The organism is Paenibacillus sp. FSL K6-1330, assembly GCF_037976825.1.
Lineage (GTDB): Bacteria > Bacillota > Bacilli > Paenibacillales > Paenibacillaceae > Paenibacillus_AQ.
Map to the genome: position 1 here is coordinate 982,671 of NZ_CP150269.1, position 13,813 is coordinate 996,483.

15 protein-coding genes are annotated in these 13,813 nt (G+C 50.1%); 5 read left to right on the top strand and 10 right to left on the bottom strand.

Annotation, left to right across the window (positions count from 1 at the left end):
* Nucleotides 1–147 precede the first annotated feature (147 nt).
* From NYE54_RS04325 to NYE54_RS04360, 8 genes are all read right to left on the bottom strand, one after another.
* Nucleotides 148–990, bottom strand: a complete 843-nt coding sequence (locus tag NYE54_RS04325) for an undecaprenyl-diphosphate phosphatase (RefSeq protein WP_076325937.1) — start codon at nucleotides 988–990, stop codon at nucleotides 148–150.
* Between the two features lie 74 nt (nucleotides 991–1,064).
* On the bottom strand, nucleotides 1,065–1,676 hold the full coding sequence (locus tag NYE54_RS04330; protein ID WP_215160472.1) for a DedA family protein: 612 nt from the start codon (nucleotides 1,674–1,676) through the stop codon (nucleotides 1,065–1,067).
* A 40-nt stretch (nucleotides 1,677–1,716) separates the two neighbouring features.
* Entirely contained in the window at nucleotides 1,717–3,666 is a 1,950-nt protein-coding gene (locus NYE54_RS04335) for an ABC transporter permease (RefSeq protein WP_339270296.1), read from the bottom strand.
* Nucleotides 3,641–4,411, bottom strand: coding sequence for an ABC transporter ATP-binding protein (locus tag NYE54_RS04340; RefSeq protein WP_076325934.1), 771 nt, complete (start codon nucleotides 4,409–4,411; stop codon nucleotides 3,641–3,643). Before NYE54_RS04340 ends, NYE54_RS04335 begins: the two co-directional genes overlap by 26 nt.
* A 184-nt stretch (nucleotides 4,412–4,595) precedes the next feature.
* Nucleotides 4,596–5,603, bottom strand: a complete 1,008-nt coding sequence (locus NYE54_RS04345) for a HAMP domain-containing histidine kinase (protein WP_339270298.1) — start codon at nucleotides 5,601–5,603, stop codon at nucleotides 4,596–4,598.
* Nucleotides 5,600–6,301: a response regulator transcription factor gene (locus tag NYE54_RS04350; protein ID WP_339270300.1), complete on the bottom strand. Its 702-nt coding sequence runs from the start codon at nucleotides 6,299–6,301 to the stop codon at nucleotides 5,600–5,602. The genes NYE54_RS04345 and NYE54_RS04350 overlap by 4 nt, the downstream gene beginning before the upstream one ends.
* Nucleotides 6,302–6,627: 326 nt before the next feature.
* Nucleotides 6,628–8,130 carry an ATP-binding protein gene (locus tag NYE54_RS04355; protein WP_339270302.1) on the bottom strand — a complete coding sequence of 501 codons (1,503 nt, stop codon included), beginning with the start codon at nucleotides 8,128–8,130 and terminating at the stop codon, nucleotides 6,628–6,630.
* Nucleotides 8,127–8,813: a response regulator transcription factor gene (locus NYE54_RS04360; protein ID WP_339270304.1), complete on the bottom strand. Its 687-nt coding sequence runs from the start codon at nucleotides 8,811–8,813 to the stop codon at nucleotides 8,127–8,129. The genes NYE54_RS04355 and NYE54_RS04360 overlap by 4 nt, the downstream gene beginning before the upstream one ends.
* Before the next feature lie 238 nt (nucleotides 8,814–9,051).
* Between NYE54_RS04360 and NYE54_RS04365 the strand changes: the two genes are divergently transcribed.
* The 4 genes from NYE54_RS04365 to NYE54_RS04380 all read left to right on the top strand — a co-directional run bounded on the left by NYE54_RS04365 (nucleotide 9,052) and on the right by NYE54_RS04380 (nucleotide 12,203).
* Nucleotides 9,052–9,816: a pirin family protein gene (locus NYE54_RS04365; protein WP_339270306.1), complete on the top strand. Its 765-nt coding sequence runs from the start codon at nucleotides 9,052–9,054 to the stop codon at nucleotides 9,814–9,816.
* 366 nt (nucleotides 9,817–10,182) lie between these two features.
* Entirely contained in the window at nucleotides 10,183–11,037 is an 855-nt protein-coding gene (locus NYE54_RS04370; RefSeq protein WP_339270308.1) for an SH3 domain-containing C40 family peptidase, read from the top strand.
* A 188-nt stretch (nucleotides 11,038–11,225) separates the two neighbouring features.
* Complete coding sequence (locus NYE54_RS04375) at nucleotides 11,226–11,423, top strand: YwbE family protein (RefSeq protein WP_053490029.1); 198 nt, start codon at nucleotides 11,226–11,228, stop codon at nucleotides 11,421–11,423.
* Nucleotides 11,424–11,597: 174 nt separating this feature from the next.
* Nucleotides 11,598–12,203, top strand: coding sequence for a hypothetical protein (locus NYE54_RS04380; RefSeq protein ID WP_339270310.1), 606 nt, complete (start codon nucleotides 11,598–11,600; stop codon nucleotides 12,201–12,203).
* An 82-nt stretch (nucleotides 12,204–12,285) separates the two neighbouring features.
* On the opposite strand, the gene NYE54_RS04385 is transcribed toward NYE54_RS04380, so the two are convergent.
* Both NYE54_RS04385 and NYE54_RS04390 read right to left on the bottom strand, forming a co-directional pair.
* Complete coding sequence (locus NYE54_RS04385) at nucleotides 12,286–12,648, bottom strand: AMP-dependent synthetase and ligase (protein ID WP_098741910.1); 363 nt, start codon at nucleotides 12,646–12,648, stop codon at nucleotides 12,286–12,288.
* Nucleotides 12,649–12,723: 75 nt separating this feature from the next.
* Nucleotides 12,724–13,209: a GAF domain-containing protein gene (locus NYE54_RS04390; protein ID WP_076325928.1), complete on the bottom strand. Its 486-nt coding sequence runs from the start codon at nucleotides 13,207–13,209 to the stop codon at nucleotides 12,724–12,726.
* Between the two features lie 189 nt (nucleotides 13,210–13,398).
* Between NYE54_RS04390 and NYE54_RS04395 the strand changes: the two genes are divergently transcribed.
* The gene (locus tag NYE54_RS04395; RefSeq protein ID WP_071221900.1) at nucleotides 13,399–13,704 is read left to right on the top strand and encodes a hypothetical protein; all 306 of its coding nucleotides are present in this window, start codon (nucleotides 13,399–13,401) and stop codon (nucleotides 13,702–13,704) included.
* Nucleotides 13,705–13,813 lie beyond the last annotated feature (109 nt).

The window sequence follows — 13,813 nt, forward strand, 5'->3', positions numbered from 1 at the left end:
TATGATATAGTCTGTTAATACCATAGCCATCCGCGCACTTTTAATAAAACGGGGCTGTCCCAGAAGTCATGAAAGATGACTTTGGGACAGCCCCTTTATACGTGCCCGAGCACCTCTAGGATTGTAAACGGTACTTGTAGAACGGTTTTACAGATAAAGCACCAACGCAATAATAGCAGCGAGCACGATCCGATAGATCGCAAACGGCACCAGCTTGATCCGGTTAATCAGCTTCAGGAAGAAGCGGATGGAGATCAAGGCGAAGACGAAGGCTGCCACGAATCCGGCGATGAAGAATGGAAGAGCCTCCAGCGTGAAGTATTCCCAATTCTTTAGCAGCGACAGTAAGCTGGCTCCGAACATGATCGGCACCGCCATAATGAAGGTGAAGTCCGCCGCCGCGCGGTGACTCATACCGAGCATGACGCCTCCGGAGATGGTGGAGCCGGAGCGGGAGAAGCCTGGCCAGAGCGACAAACACTGAATCAATCCGACGCTGAATGCCTGTTTGTACGTTATTTGGTCGACAGTGACCACGTTCGGCTCTCTTTTCGAGCTGACTTTATCGGCAACGATCATGAAGATGGCCCCGATTACAAGTCCGATCAGCACCGTTTCGGTAGAAAATAAATGCTCGTCAATTAGGTCTTCGAACAAGACGCCCAGAACACCAGCCGGAATCAAACCGACGATAACCTGGCTGAGCTTCAGTCTGCCCGTAACCGCCGGTACGCCGGCTTCAGGCTTTTTGCGCTTGAGGCCCAAGAGATCCAGGAAGCGGTCCTTAAACACAACGAGGACGGCTAGAATGGAACCAAGCTGAATGACAACCTTAAAAGTGTTGGCTACGTATTTCGTCAGAAACTCCTCGGATTTCAGCCACATATCATCAACGATGATCATATGACCGGTAGAGGATACAGGAGCGAACTCGGTCAGTCCCTCGACGATTCCCAGAATAATTGCTTTGAGGATGGTTAAAAAATCCATGACCTATAGTCTCTCCCTTACTAAAATGTTAAATGTAATGATATGAATGATCAATGGCATGAATATGCGTAACTTTAAGCTGACTTTCTCCGCTTGCGGAAGAAAAAGAACAGGAACGCAATTACGGCCACAGCTATTACAGCATAAGCGATATTGGAATAGACGTCCATGAAGGCTACGATTTTTTCCCATGAATCGCCGACAGCGGCTCCCACGCATACCAGAATAATGTTCCAGATCAGGGTGCCGATGGTTGTGAAGAGGAGGAACATGCCGAACTTCATGTTGGACATCCCTGCCGGGATGGAGATCAAGCTTCGGATCAGCGGAATCATGCGGCAGAACAGCACGGTCCAGTAGCCGTATTTATCAAACCATGCATCCGCCTTGCGGATGTCTTCTTTTTTGACACGGAGGATATGCCCCCAGCGATCTACGATTTTTTCAAGCCGCTCGACATCGAGCAGGCGACCAATCCCGTACAGAATAACAGCACCGACGACAGATCCGATCGTAGCGGCAATGATAACGCCAGGCACCGTCAGTTTCGTGTAGGTGGTCATGAATCCGCCGAAGGTAAGAATGACTTCGGAGGGGATCGGAGGAAACACGTTTTCCAGGGCAATCATCAGCAGGATGCCGATATAGCCGAACTGCTCCATCATATCCGTAATCCAGTTTTCCAAGGGTTACACCTCTTTCAAAATAAGGATGCTGCTGCATCCTTTATATAAGGGTCTGCTTCAGCTTGCGCAGATATTGACTGCGGATAAAGAAGAAATACAGGACCTGCATCATCAGGAAGCTGATCAACACGATGCCCATTTCAGCCGCAATGGATAAATAGAAGTAGCTCTGCAGCGCGATAAAAGCAAAGATGCTGTGCACAATCGCAAGGCTGATCGGTACAAAAAACAGCAGCGCCAGCTGTCCGGTGACGATCCGCCGGAACTCCTTATCGGTCATTCCAAGCCGGGATATCGTGGCATAATGCCTGCGGTCATAATCCAGATCGGCATAGAGGCGGAAGTACAGGAAACTTCCTGCCGCGATAAAAAACACCGTGCCCACAAGCAGCGCCGCAAAGAGCAGCATATTGTACAGGCTGTCTCGAAGGGCAAAGAGCGTGCCGCTGACCGCCAACGCATAAGGCTGGCCCATCTCATAACGCACCGCTCCGCGCGGGGCCAGATGGGGGACGATGCCCTCCGTCTCTGTGAAATCATCCACATAGAAGCCGGTGTACCGCTCTAGCCGGACCGGATTCGTGATGGCGGCGAAGGCTTCGTCACTGACCACAAGCCCGCCGAAGCGAGAATCGTCGTCCATTTCCGGCAGCAAATATTCCGGTACGCCGACATGATCGGAATAACCGATTTCATGCAGGAGAAGTTCGGAATCATGGATTCGGTACGAAGCGTGCTCCCGGTCGCGGATATAAGCCCTGTCATTTTGCGAAGCAATGAGGACAAGCGCATCCTCACCGCTTAGCGGCTGTTCATCAAATGGCAGTCCCGCCATTAGCACCGCCGCCTTATAGTCGGAGAAGGAGATCAGTGCCAACGGATTTTGCAACTGCCCGACCTGTGCGGAAGCTGGCTCAACTTCCGTATATTTCACGCGAAACGATAGCGTTTCAAACGGTATTTTTTTCGACTCAAGCTCCTGCCGGATTTCATGTAAATGCTGCTTCTCGGAGGTGTCCCCCGCTTTGGCGAGATAACCGATGGCAGCAGGGAAATCCTCGTTGAATTGCTTCGTGAGCACCGGGATGGAGGCAAATACGCCTACCGAGCAAAAGGAAACAGCCAGCACGATTGTCACCATCGAGAACATCTGTGCATGATCCCTAAGCCGGTAATGCAGGCTGGATAGCGAGACCAACTTGGTCCTTCTCCAGGCTAACCGGCGGCTCTGCTTCAACCTTCGCACGAGAGCAACTCCTAGCTGCGTATACAACAGATAAGTGCCGATCATCGTCATTAAGGTAACCGGGAACATGCGCAGCGCCAGGGTCGATGCGTTTGTCGTGGCGGCCAAGCTGTAGCTGACCACCAGCAGCACGGCTGCCAATATCGATAACCAGGGCGATGTCCTGGGCGCGGTTTTCGGCCGCTGTCCGGACTGAAACAGATCGATCAACGCTTTAGGACGCAGCAGCCTAGAGGTGCACAGCGAGATAATGATAAACAGCAGCACATAACTTGCAACCGTCAGTCCAAGCGCACGCAGGGGCAATCGAAACGGCAAGGGCGGGATTCCAAGAAAGGCCGAGCCTGCCATCAGAAACAGCTTGCCTGTAATGATGCCGAACAGGATGCCTGTAGCAATGGCGCTTACGCCGATGATCATATTTTCGAGAAACACCATCTTGTTAAATTGGCGATCCGTCATGCCATGCATGAACAGAATGCCGAACTCGCGCTTGCGCGTCTTTAGAAAAGCCCCCACGGAATACAGCACGAAGAAAAACGAGAATACGTACATGATCAGCTCGGCCCCGAGCATCGCCTGGATAACAACCGGATAGAACATCTCGTCCGCTATCGAAGGATGGAACAGGAACAGCGCACACACGAAGAAAATCATGACGGAGAATGCGCTGCTTAAGAAATAGGCAGCATAGGTCCGCTTATTCCTCAGGACATTCCTAAAAGCGAATTGTCGAAAGGTCATGACTGCCTCCTCCCAGTAAAGCCAGCATGTCAATGATTTTCTGGAAAAAGGCTTGGCGGTTGTCACCGCAATACATCTCATTATATAGTTGTCCGTCTTTGATGAACAAGACGCGGTCACAGTAGCTGGCTGCCACCGGATCATGAGTGACCATGAGAATCGTTGCGGAAGCCTCTTTACTCGAAGCAGAAAGCGTCTGCATCACCTCTTTGGAGGCTTTGGAGTCTAGGTTGCCGGTGGGCTCGTCAGCGAGAATTAGAGAGGGCTCCTGAATGAGCGCTCTGGCAATGGCGGTACGCTGCATCTGCCCGCCGGATATCTCATAGGTATGCTTATGCAGAATGGACCCGATGCCGAGTCGATCTGCGATCCGGCTCAGCCGGATGCCCATTTCGTCAAGCGGCATGCCCTCCAGCGTCAACGGGAGAACGATATTTTCCTCAACGGTCAGTGTATCCAGCAGATTGAAGTGCTGGAAGACGAAGCCCAGCTCCCGGCGCCGGAACAGAGCGGTGTCGCTTCTGCTGAGAAGATGAGGATTGCGCCCGCCTATGATCACTTCTCCGGCTGTGGGCTGATCAATGGTTGCAATCAGATTGAGGAGCGTGGTTTTTCCGCTGCCGGAAGGACCCATAATGCCGACGAATTCCCCTTTGGTGACGTTGAAGTGAATATTGTTCAGCGCTTGGAACGCCACTTTGCCCTCATAGATTTTAGATAGATGCTTGACGCTCAAGATGGGCATATCTTCACTCCTCTATAACGATGATATCATTGTAAAAGATTCCTTCGCGTTCATGCCATATTCGTAACTTACAGTTACCTTACAACCTTGTAAGGTTTCTTTAACTGCCGTAAGTTAGATCAGGAACTGCCACTGCTATCGTTTCCGAATGGGCAAAAAGCGCTGCCCTGCCTGCCGTTGAACTTTATTGTGCAATGTGGCCTGAGGAATCCGCAAAAATGATGCGAACCGTCGTTCCTTCATCCACTTTGGATTCGATTTCGAAGGCATGTCCTAGCTTATCGCATATTTGTTTGACAAGAAACAGCCCCATGCCTGTCGATTCCTGGAACCTGCGCCCGTTCTCTCCGGTGAAATAGGGGTCGAACACTCGCGGCAGGTCGCTTTGGGGAATGCCGATGCCTTCGTCCCGGATTTCAAGTACAACTTGATTCTCCCGGGTGTAGCCGTTAAAAAAGAGGGTGCCTTGTTCCTTCAGCGTATACCGAACCGCATTGGTCAGCAGCTGTGTCAGCACAAAAGAGAGCCATTTCTCGTCCGTGGCCACCGTTAGTCCGGAATCGATCTGGATGGACGGATAAATTCTCCGCCGGATGAACAGACGCTTTTGCTCGGAAGTGACATTCCGGACGATTCGCTGAAGCGGCAGGTTCTCCACGTGAAAGTCATGCTCGAACGTATCAAGCCTGGCGGTGTACAGCACCAGATCAAGCCCTTTTTTGAGTCGATCCAGCTCGTCGCCGATCGCGGCAAAACGGGGATCATCATCATCCTGAAGAATCAGGTGAATGACCGAAATCGGCGTTTTCATCTGGTGGGCCCATTGATTGATGAACTGAAGATGGCCCTCAATCTTATGCTTATAGTTATGCAGATCCGTGGTGTAATGCCGGAACTGGGTTTTCAGCAGTTGATGAAGCGCTTCGGCGAGCGGGGTATGGGAGGATTCTGCCGAGGATTCGCCGGTGAGGGATTCTCCCGGGAGCCGCTGTTCTAATCGTTTATAGAATGAACGGTTGGCTGTAAATCGGAAGACCAGATAGCCGAGAAGCAGCAGCAAGCTGATGATGCCTGCGTACAGACTAACCATCAAATTGCGATAGCCATCCAGTCTGTAAATGAGTGTTATCACGAGAAGCTGGGCTATGTAGACAATCATTAAGGGACGTTGTTCTTGCAGAAATAGCCTCATGCTTCGTCCCCCCAGTTCGGTACCAGTCGATAGCCGCGACCGCGCACGGTTTGAAGGCCATCCTCGATCCCAAGGGCAGCAAGTTTCTTGCGGACGCGGGTGATGTATACGTTCAGCGTATTATCGTCCACGAAGGCCTGATCATCCCATATTTTCTCCAGAAGCCGGTCCCTGCTGATGATCTGCTCGGGCTTCTTCATTAACTCGTCCAAAATTTTGGCTTCAGTATGGCTGAGCTCCGTTTGGTTCTGCCCAAGCGACAGGGAGAGACGTTCAACGTCGAGCGTGAGTCCGGCAACGCTGAGCACGCGCTCATTCTGAGCGACAGCATAAGAGCCGTAGGCACGCCGGAGCTGGCTCTTGATTTTGGCCATGGCAATCTCGTAGTCAAAGGGTTTGGTTATATAATCATCGGCACCGTTCTCCAGCGCCATCACCTGATCCATTTTCCCGTCGCGGGCGGAGATGAAGATGATCGGGCAGGTGGAGAGGCTTCGGAACTGGCGGCACCAGTAATATCCGTCGTATTTTGGCAGATTGATATCCAGAAGCACAAGGTGGGGGTCATACGATTCAAATTGATCGCGTACCGTCTCGAAATCATGAACGGACTGCGTCATGTAACCGAATTTATGAAGATACTCTTTCAGCAGGTTGACCAGCCCGGTATCGTCTTCGACAATAAAGATTTTGAACATATCGATCATAGTCCCTTCATTTTACATTCTTCTAGTACCGAGTGTATTGTACCAAATTGTCAGGATATAAGGAAAAATACGTTAGCACACATCTGCTGATAATATAGTTGGTAATTCCAATCGAATAACTATGATAATTTCAATCGACCAGTCTACTGGAGATCATGAGCATCCTTCATGATCTCCTTTTTTTTGTTGTTATGATCTCATATTATTTAGCAATCAAGGAGGGGGGATCATCGATTGCGTGCAAATGAGGAACTCAAACTGACGGCCGATGTTCTTGTCATTGGTGGTGGTCCCGCCGGAGCTTGTGAAGGGGGATTTCAGGCTAAGGACTGAATGATACCCGGCCACTCGGCACGAAAAACCGTTCCTTGGTTGACCGTGCTGTCCACACTCATCTGACCGCCATGTGCGGCAATGATGGATTGGGTAATGGATAATCCAAGACCCGCACCACCGTGCTGTCTGGTCCGGGATTCATCGATGCGGTAGAACCGCTCGAACAGATGGGGCAGATGCTCCTCCGGAATCCCGGCTCCATTATCGCTAACCAGCAGTACGGCCTGGTCCTTGGTTTTATTAACCGTAAGGGTAATCCGCCCTATGGCAGAATCGGTATGCTGTACCGCATTATGAAACAGGTTATAGATGACCTGTTTGATCTTATCGGGGTCACACCGGCACAGCACCGGTACCGCTTGAATCGTTACAATCCTGCCTTGGGCAAGCATCCTCAGATGGGGCTCCATCTCAAGCAGCAGCTGATCCAGCCGGGTTGCCTGCAGATGGAGCTCCGGCTTGCGGTCAAGCTTGGCTAACAGAAGCAAATCCTCGATCAATTTCTTCATGCGCTTGGATTCCCCGTGCATGCTGGATAGTGCAGCATGCAGCTGCTCCGGGTTGTCGGCAGCGCCGCGGCCAAGCACCTCCAGAAAGCCGTGAATGGAAGTGAGCGGCGTTCGCAGCTCATGGGAAGCATCGGCAATAAACCTCCGCATCTGCTCTTTGGCTTCACGTTCCGTTTCAAACGCATCCTCGAGCCTTTCCAGCATGCCGTTAAACGATTCGGCCAAGCGGTCAATCTCCCGTTGACCCTGCACGGCAGGAAAACGCTCCGCCAAGTTCCCGGCGTCTGTGCGTTTTACCGCTTCGACCATTCGGTTCAGGGGGTGGAGCGTTCGGCGCAGCAAAGGCAGGTACAATGCAACCCCTGCAGCCATGGCCAGTAAAGCCAGTACGGCAAAAATCAGCAGCTGCCGCAGCAGAACGGCATGCAGGGGCTGCGTATCCAATCCAAGCTGCAGTACACCCGAGGGGCTGCTCGGATTGCCGTAAGGGCGAAAGACAATGATCTGCTCTGTGCCCTCGGCATTGTCGATTACTTCATACGGAATAGGCATGCGCTTCTGGAATTTCTCCAGGATCGCTGAATAAACCTCTGCTGTCAGCTTTGGCGCGGACAGACCGTTATCAGCGGCCAGATCGGTGTAGCCTCCGTCGGTTTCGATCTTGGAAAGCGACATATTCGGCAGAAAGAACATAGGTCTGTCCCCCTTACGCGGATTTTCCGGAAGGGCTTCGTTATTTCGCCCTGAAGGCCGGTTATGCGGCTCCTGATCAGCCTCCCATAGCTCCATGGGGATCGACCGAGCCTGAAGGGAAAGCGCCTCGGCTTGATTGCGGAACAGGGCATTTTTCATTAATACATATTGCAATGCGCCGATCAGCACAAGCAGAAGCGCCAAGATGATGAGGGATCGTGACAAGAGCTGCGTACGTAGAGACGTAGGCCCGGATGAACGTGTACGGTTTCGCAAACTCATGGCAAATCGACCCGGTAGCCGGCTCCGCGAAGCGTGCGAATGACCCGGTGTTCCTTATCGCCGAGCTTCTCGCGCAGGGATCGGATATAAACCTCAACGATGTTATCCTCTCCGCCAAAGTCGTAATCCCACACAATATTCAAAATATTCGGTTTACTCAAAACGCTGCCGTGTTTGGTCACAAGCAGATTAAGCAGCTTATACTCCGTGGGCGACAGCTCAAGGGCCTCCCCCTGGTATGCAATTTCCTTCTTCCGGTCATCGATGGTGAATGGGCCAAGCCGAATTTCACCCAGCAGGCTCGGGAACTGATTGCGCAGCCTTGCTTGAATTCGGGCAAGCAGCTCTTCGAAACTGAAAGGCTTGGCCATGTAATCATCCGCTCCGATCATGAGGCCCTTCACACGGTCATCAATCTCGTCCTTCGCGGTAAGCATAATGATCGCGATATCCCGACCCTCCTCTTTCAACCGTCTGCATACCGAAAGTCCGTCCATTCCCGGCATCATCACATCCAGAACGATGATATGCGGCTCGAAGCGGCTTGCTTCCATTATCGCACGTTCCCCATCCGGGGCCGTTCGCACCTCAAACCCTTCATTTTGGAGACCAAGCTCCAGAAACTGCAGGATATGCGGCTCGTCGTCCACTAGCAAAACACGAATACGATGCGTTGATTCCATAGCACAAAACTCCCCTTATCTCATTCCTTCAACTTTATCATACGTGCTCTAGCTGAATGAAGACTGAACGTGAACTGAAAATAAACTGAAAAGTGATTCGCAAATATGCATCCGCAAGAAGGGAATTTAAGGATGTTGATATATATTCTGTTATCGTTGATACTATCTTAAAGCCGAGATAATCAATGGAGCACCTGTTCAAGGTCCATCATGGATGGGTGAAAGGAGGAGACTGGACATGATAGGAAATGTATATCCACCCGAGAATCAGAGCACGGGCTCTCTCGATGGAGGAAGGATAACGGAGCAGAAGCCGATTGGTTTCTCCGGAGAAGGGTCTGCCGTGACCCGGGTGGGGCCACTATTCTATTGGTCCTGGTTCCGTTCGCCCGTCGAAGGTTATATTGCGCCTCATCCCCATCAGGGTTTTGAAATCGTGACTTATATGATTCAGGGAAAGGGCGTTCATAAGGATTCGCATGGCACGCACAGTGAGTTGGGGCCTGGAGGCCTGCAATTGATGAGGGCCGGTTCCGGGCTAACACACGAGGAACGTTTGACTGGACCGGATGCAGAAGGATTTCAGATTTGGTTCGAGCCGTATCTTCGCGATTCATTGAAACAGAATCCTGCCTGTCGTCAGTATCGACCGGATTCCTTCCCGGTAACCCGCATACAGGGTGGACTGGTCAAAACGATGATTGGCGGTTCTGCACCAACCGATTTATCCGTAGATGTGAGGATGCTGGATATTCAGATTCTGGCTGGTAATGAAGCTCAGTATGAACTGAAGTCCGGCAGGAGAGCGGCTGTGCTTGCCGTAAGGGGAGCTGGCAGCTTTTGTGCCGAAGAGGAAAGCCTTCAATTTCGTCAGCGGGACTTTATGGTAATGGATACAAAGCTGGGCGAGACGCTAAGCCTTAAGGCGCAAGACAATGTCAGGGTTATCCTGATTGACGTACCGGAAAACCCTGGGTATCCGCTCTATTCCAAGAGGCCATAAGGTCAAATGTTTACAAAATTGTAGTGGAATGAAATTTAGGATGTACGATAAACTAAAGTCTGTCAGATGGGGATACCCGTCTGGACAGGCTTTTTTAGCTGTAGGAAGGATCGCAATATATACTCTCCTGCAACAATAGTAAGAAAAAATACGTATATATGGTAAGTAGAAAGACCCAACAGAGAATTCCGGCGTTTGTTATACCGGGCTGGTTGGGTTATTTTGGCATGTATTATTTCTATAATAATCTATTTATACTAAATTTAAGCATAAAAAGAGACTATAGTCCCCCTCTTTACCAATAGTTGGCATGCGTTTTTGTGAGGATGGTAGCATGCGTCCCGAGACATGGCTTGTCTATAATGATTGCGGGATCACGAAAATGACAATTTCGTCATTCCACAATCTAACGAGATGGGGGAGATCATTATTTTCTCGAAAAAAAGCTTTAAACAATTGATGGCCGGAGCGCTTCTATCAGCAGCGGTTCTTGGTTCTTACGGATATGGTTCTGTGAATGAAGTGGCTGCTGCCAGCGTGCAGTCTGCAACAAACGGCGTGGCAAGCTCGAATGTGTATATGCGCAATAAGGCTTCGACTTCGGGTAAAGTCGTTGACCGCGTGCATAAGGGTGACCGCGTTCAAATTCTGGGTAAGAGCTCAGGCTGGTATAAGATCAAAACTTCGAGCGGCAAGCAAGGATATGCTTCGTCTAAATATATTAACCAAAGCAGCGGCTCTTCTAACAATTCCGGCAATTCGGGAAGTACTGCGCCTTCTGCCAGCGCCAGCGTTGAAAAAGTAATCAGTGCAGGCATGAAGTATCTTGGCACGCCGTACGAATTCAGTTCTAACCGGAATTCAACGAAGACCTTTGACTGCTCCGCTTTTGTTCGCCGCGCATTCATGGACGGCGCTAACATTACGCTGCCAAGCGATTCCCGCAAACAAGGGCAATACGTCAAGGATAAAGGAACGGCTGTTTACAACGTCAATCAATTAAAACGCGGGGATCTAGTATTCTTTATGAGTTACAGAGGTTCATCGGCATCCGCTTATGCCGGATTGGACAAGTCCAAACAGCGGATCACCCATGTAGCTATTTATTTGGGAGACAATAAGCTGCTGCATACGTACTCAAAACAATCCGGTGGTGTCCTTGTAGGTACCTTCGGTGATTCCTGGAAAAATCGCTTCATGCATGGCGGAAGCGTCCTGTAGCGCATCATAATTTTTCATTGGGTATGTACCCGTACTTAGAATGAGATAGAAGGACTGTCCGATTCGAAGATCTGAATGATCTTTAAACGGGCAGTCCTTTGTTGTTTGGAATTTGCTTTTCAACCTTGATTTCAGTAAGGTGGACAAAGAGAATGGACAGCATCAAGAAATGGACAGGAGGGACGACGATGAACGGTGGGCAGCGTTCCAATATCAAACCGGGACTTGAGGTTGATATCGTATTGAAGCAGGATCAGCGAACGGGCAAATTAACCCGCGGCGTGGTCAAGGATATTCTGACCAATTCCCCGAACCATCCGCATGGCATAAAAGTACGCCTTCAAGATGGCCAGGTGGGACGGGTAAAGAACATTTACGAGTCTTGAAATTCGAAGCAGTCCTGTGGCCGTCAAAAAACTCAGGCTGCCATGAATGGAACAGTTTGACTATAAGTCGATCCAAAACTTCGCAATTCTGAGGAGTTTTGGATGCGGCTTTTTTGCAGTTCTATGCAACATTGCCCTCTGACCATCCGTCTGGAAGTTGAGGTGAAAATGAAGATGAAAAGATACCTTTATATGGGGTTTATCTTGATGTTGATGCTAACAGGTTGTGTGAAGCAGGAGACGCTAGGGGCGGCTCCATCTGATCCTCCATTGAATATAGCTGCCAGGGGACATTATGCGGAAGTTCCTGACGGGGACTTCGTGTATCGCCTCGTTAGCGAGAAGGAGCAGTACGAGCATGGAGATCAGGTTCGAGTATACGCGGAACTAGAGTATGTCGGCGAGTTGGATGAGGTTACGATCGGCCATGCGGCTTCCGCCTTTTATTTCCCGATGAAAGAGCTCACAAGGGACTACAACATCAGTTATGCCATGAATGAGCCCTATATTACAACCACGCTGAAAAAGGGCGAGCCCCTTCGCGAATATTATAAAATCGGCGGTGGTTACGACAGCAGTGACGACAAGAGGTTCAAAGATTTCATCCGTTCCCTGAAGGATGGCTTTCCGGATGGGGACTACGTCGTCTATGGATCTGCGGATTTTGTGATTGATTCACAATCGCACGGCGCGGACCAGGGCGATTCGAACGGGGAAGAGCCAAAGAGGTATAAGATACAAGCCGAGATCGAATTCAGAGTAAGTGAAGAGAAAAAGTAGATAACAAAGAGAAGAAGTAGATAACGATAGAAGGGGTATCTCGCAGGTCTTATCGACCTGTGAGATACCCCTTTTAACATTTTTATTGGAAGCCTTGGCCTTGGTGTGTGTTAGGAAAACCCTGTTGGCCAAATGAAGGCTGAATGTGTTGTGTTTGGTTGTGAGCTTGCACGGAATTCTCGACTTGTCTAACGATTTGGGAGATTTGCTGATACTGCTGCATCGCCTGTTGATGTCCTTGAAGGGCAGACTGGATCATCTGTGCCGCTTGACGCTCACGTTGAGCGAGCTCTTCCAGGCGGGCTGCATTTTGCTGCTCTTGCTGCATCAGTTGCTGGTACATAGCCGAACCCTGCTGTGTTTGCTGGGTCAACTGCTGAAGAATTTGCTCGCACTGACGAATTTGCTGCGAAATTTGCGAGTTGTTGTTATTCATTTGATACATAGCTTGTATTCCTCCTAAGAATTGTGGTTTCAAATCCTTGATTAGTGTACGGAAGAATACGTAAAAACATCCTGATTATAAAGTGAGCTGACCTTCCAATATATGGACAAACTCCTCCAGAAAAGCTTGATCCTCCTGATCGAAACGGTTCTTTAGCGGACTATCGATATCGAGAACGCCATACAGTGCGCCATCCACCATGATCGGAACAACAATCTCGCTGTTCGAAGCTGCATCACAGGCAATGTGCCCGGGGAATTCATGTACGTCGGCAACTAGCAGTGTCGTCTGTTCAGCCGCAGCCGTGCCGCAAACGCCACGATTCATTGGAATCCGAATGCAAGCGGGCAGTCCTTGGAACGGCCCGAGCACCAGTTCTTTACCATCATAGAGATAGAAGCCGACCCAATTTGTATCGGACAGAAACTGCTTGAGCAGCGCCGAGGCATTGGACAAATTGGCAATGGCATTGGGCTCATCGTGTATAAGTGCTTTTAACTGGTTCAGGACCTGGGCATATTGCTCGCTTCGGGTGCCTTCGTAAGGTGTGTTTTGAAACATGTGATTATCCGCCCTTCCTTTATTTTCGCGTTGGTTCCATCACCTTAGTATAAGTATATGATATTCGTCAAGAGACAAGCTAAGAGGAAGAAAGCTCCAAGTGAATCCAACTGATTCCTCTTCTAGGCGCAAGGGTAATGTATGACATGACCAGGTATCAATTTAATCAGGTGGAGGGAGAGAACCTTAATGCGGGCAGACGTACAGAATTTGTTTATCGGTATTCATATGCTCTATCACGCCCATGAGCGGGACCTTACGATCAGCGAAATGCAGCCCGAGTTGGAGCGCCATGGATATAAGGTTGGCGATAGGGAGGTTAAGCATGAGCTCGAACGTTTGACCGAGGAGAACTTCCTGACGGCGCACGGTGAAGGATACAGCCTCACGGGAGCCGGAATCGAGGAATTCAAGGAAATTCAGAGCAGGCTTAAGGAGCTTTGCGATGAAGTGCTTAAACCGGTGAATCCCAAGAAGGCAGACTCCATGGCGTAAGTAGATAACGGCATAAAAATTGAAGAAGCCCCCGACTCACGCTGGTTTTTATGCGTGCAGGCGGGGGCTTTTTTGAAGGGATAAGAAAGGGTTAGAGCCAGCGGATTAT

Excerpts from the sequence above, each read along its gene's own strand:
- NYE54_RS04325 (WP_076325937.1), bottom strand. The coding sequence starts at position 990 with ATGGATTTTTTAACCATCCTCAAAGCAATTATTCTGGGAATCGTCGAG.
- NYE54_RS04335 (WP_339270296.1), bottom strand. The coding sequence starts at position 3,666 with ATGACCTTTCGACAATTCGCTTTTAGGAATGTCCTGAGGAATAAGCGG.
- NYE54_RS04340 (WP_076325934.1), bottom strand. The coding sequence starts at position 4,411 with ATGCCCATCTTGAGCGTCAAGCATCTATCTAAAATCTATGAGGGCAAA.
- NYE54_RS04345 (WP_339270298.1), bottom strand. The coding sequence starts at position 5,603 with ATGAGGCTATTTCTGCAAGAACAACGTCCCTTAATGATTGTCTACATA.
- NYE54_RS04350 (WP_339270300.1), bottom strand. The coding sequence starts at position 6,301 with ATGTTCAAAATCTTTATTGTCGAAGACGATACCGGGCTGGTCAACCTG.
- NYE54_RS04355 (WP_339270302.1), bottom strand. The coding sequence starts at position 8,130 with ATGAGTTTGCGAAACCGTACACGTTCATCCGGGCCTACGTCTCTACGT.
- NYE54_RS04360 (WP_339270304.1), bottom strand. The coding sequence starts at position 8,813 with ATGGAATCAACGCATCGTATTCGTGTTTTGCTAGTGGACGACGAGCCG.
- NYE54_RS04365 (WP_339270306.1), top strand. The coding sequence starts at position 9,052 with ATGATAGGAAATGTATATCCACCCGAGAATCAGAGCACGGGCTCTCTC.
- NYE54_RS04375 (WP_053490029.1), top strand. The coding sequence starts at position 11,226 with ATGAACGGTGGGCAGCGTTCCAATATCAAACCGGGACTTGAGGTTGAT.
- NYE54_RS04380 (WP_339270310.1), top strand. The coding sequence starts at position 11,598 with ATGAAAAGATACCTTTATATGGGGTTTATCTTGATGTTGATGCTAACA.
- NYE54_RS04385 (WP_098741910.1), bottom strand. The coding sequence starts at position 12,648 with ATGTATCAAATGAATAACAACAACTCGCAAATTTCGCAGCAAATTCGT.
- NYE54_RS04390 (WP_076325928.1), bottom strand. The coding sequence starts at position 13,209 with ATGTTTCAAAACACACCTTACGAAGGCACCCGAAGCGAGCAATATGCC.
- NYE54_RS04395 (WP_071221900.1), top strand. The coding sequence starts at position 13,399 with ATGCGGGCAGACGTACAGAATTTGTTTATCGGTATTCATATGCTCTAT.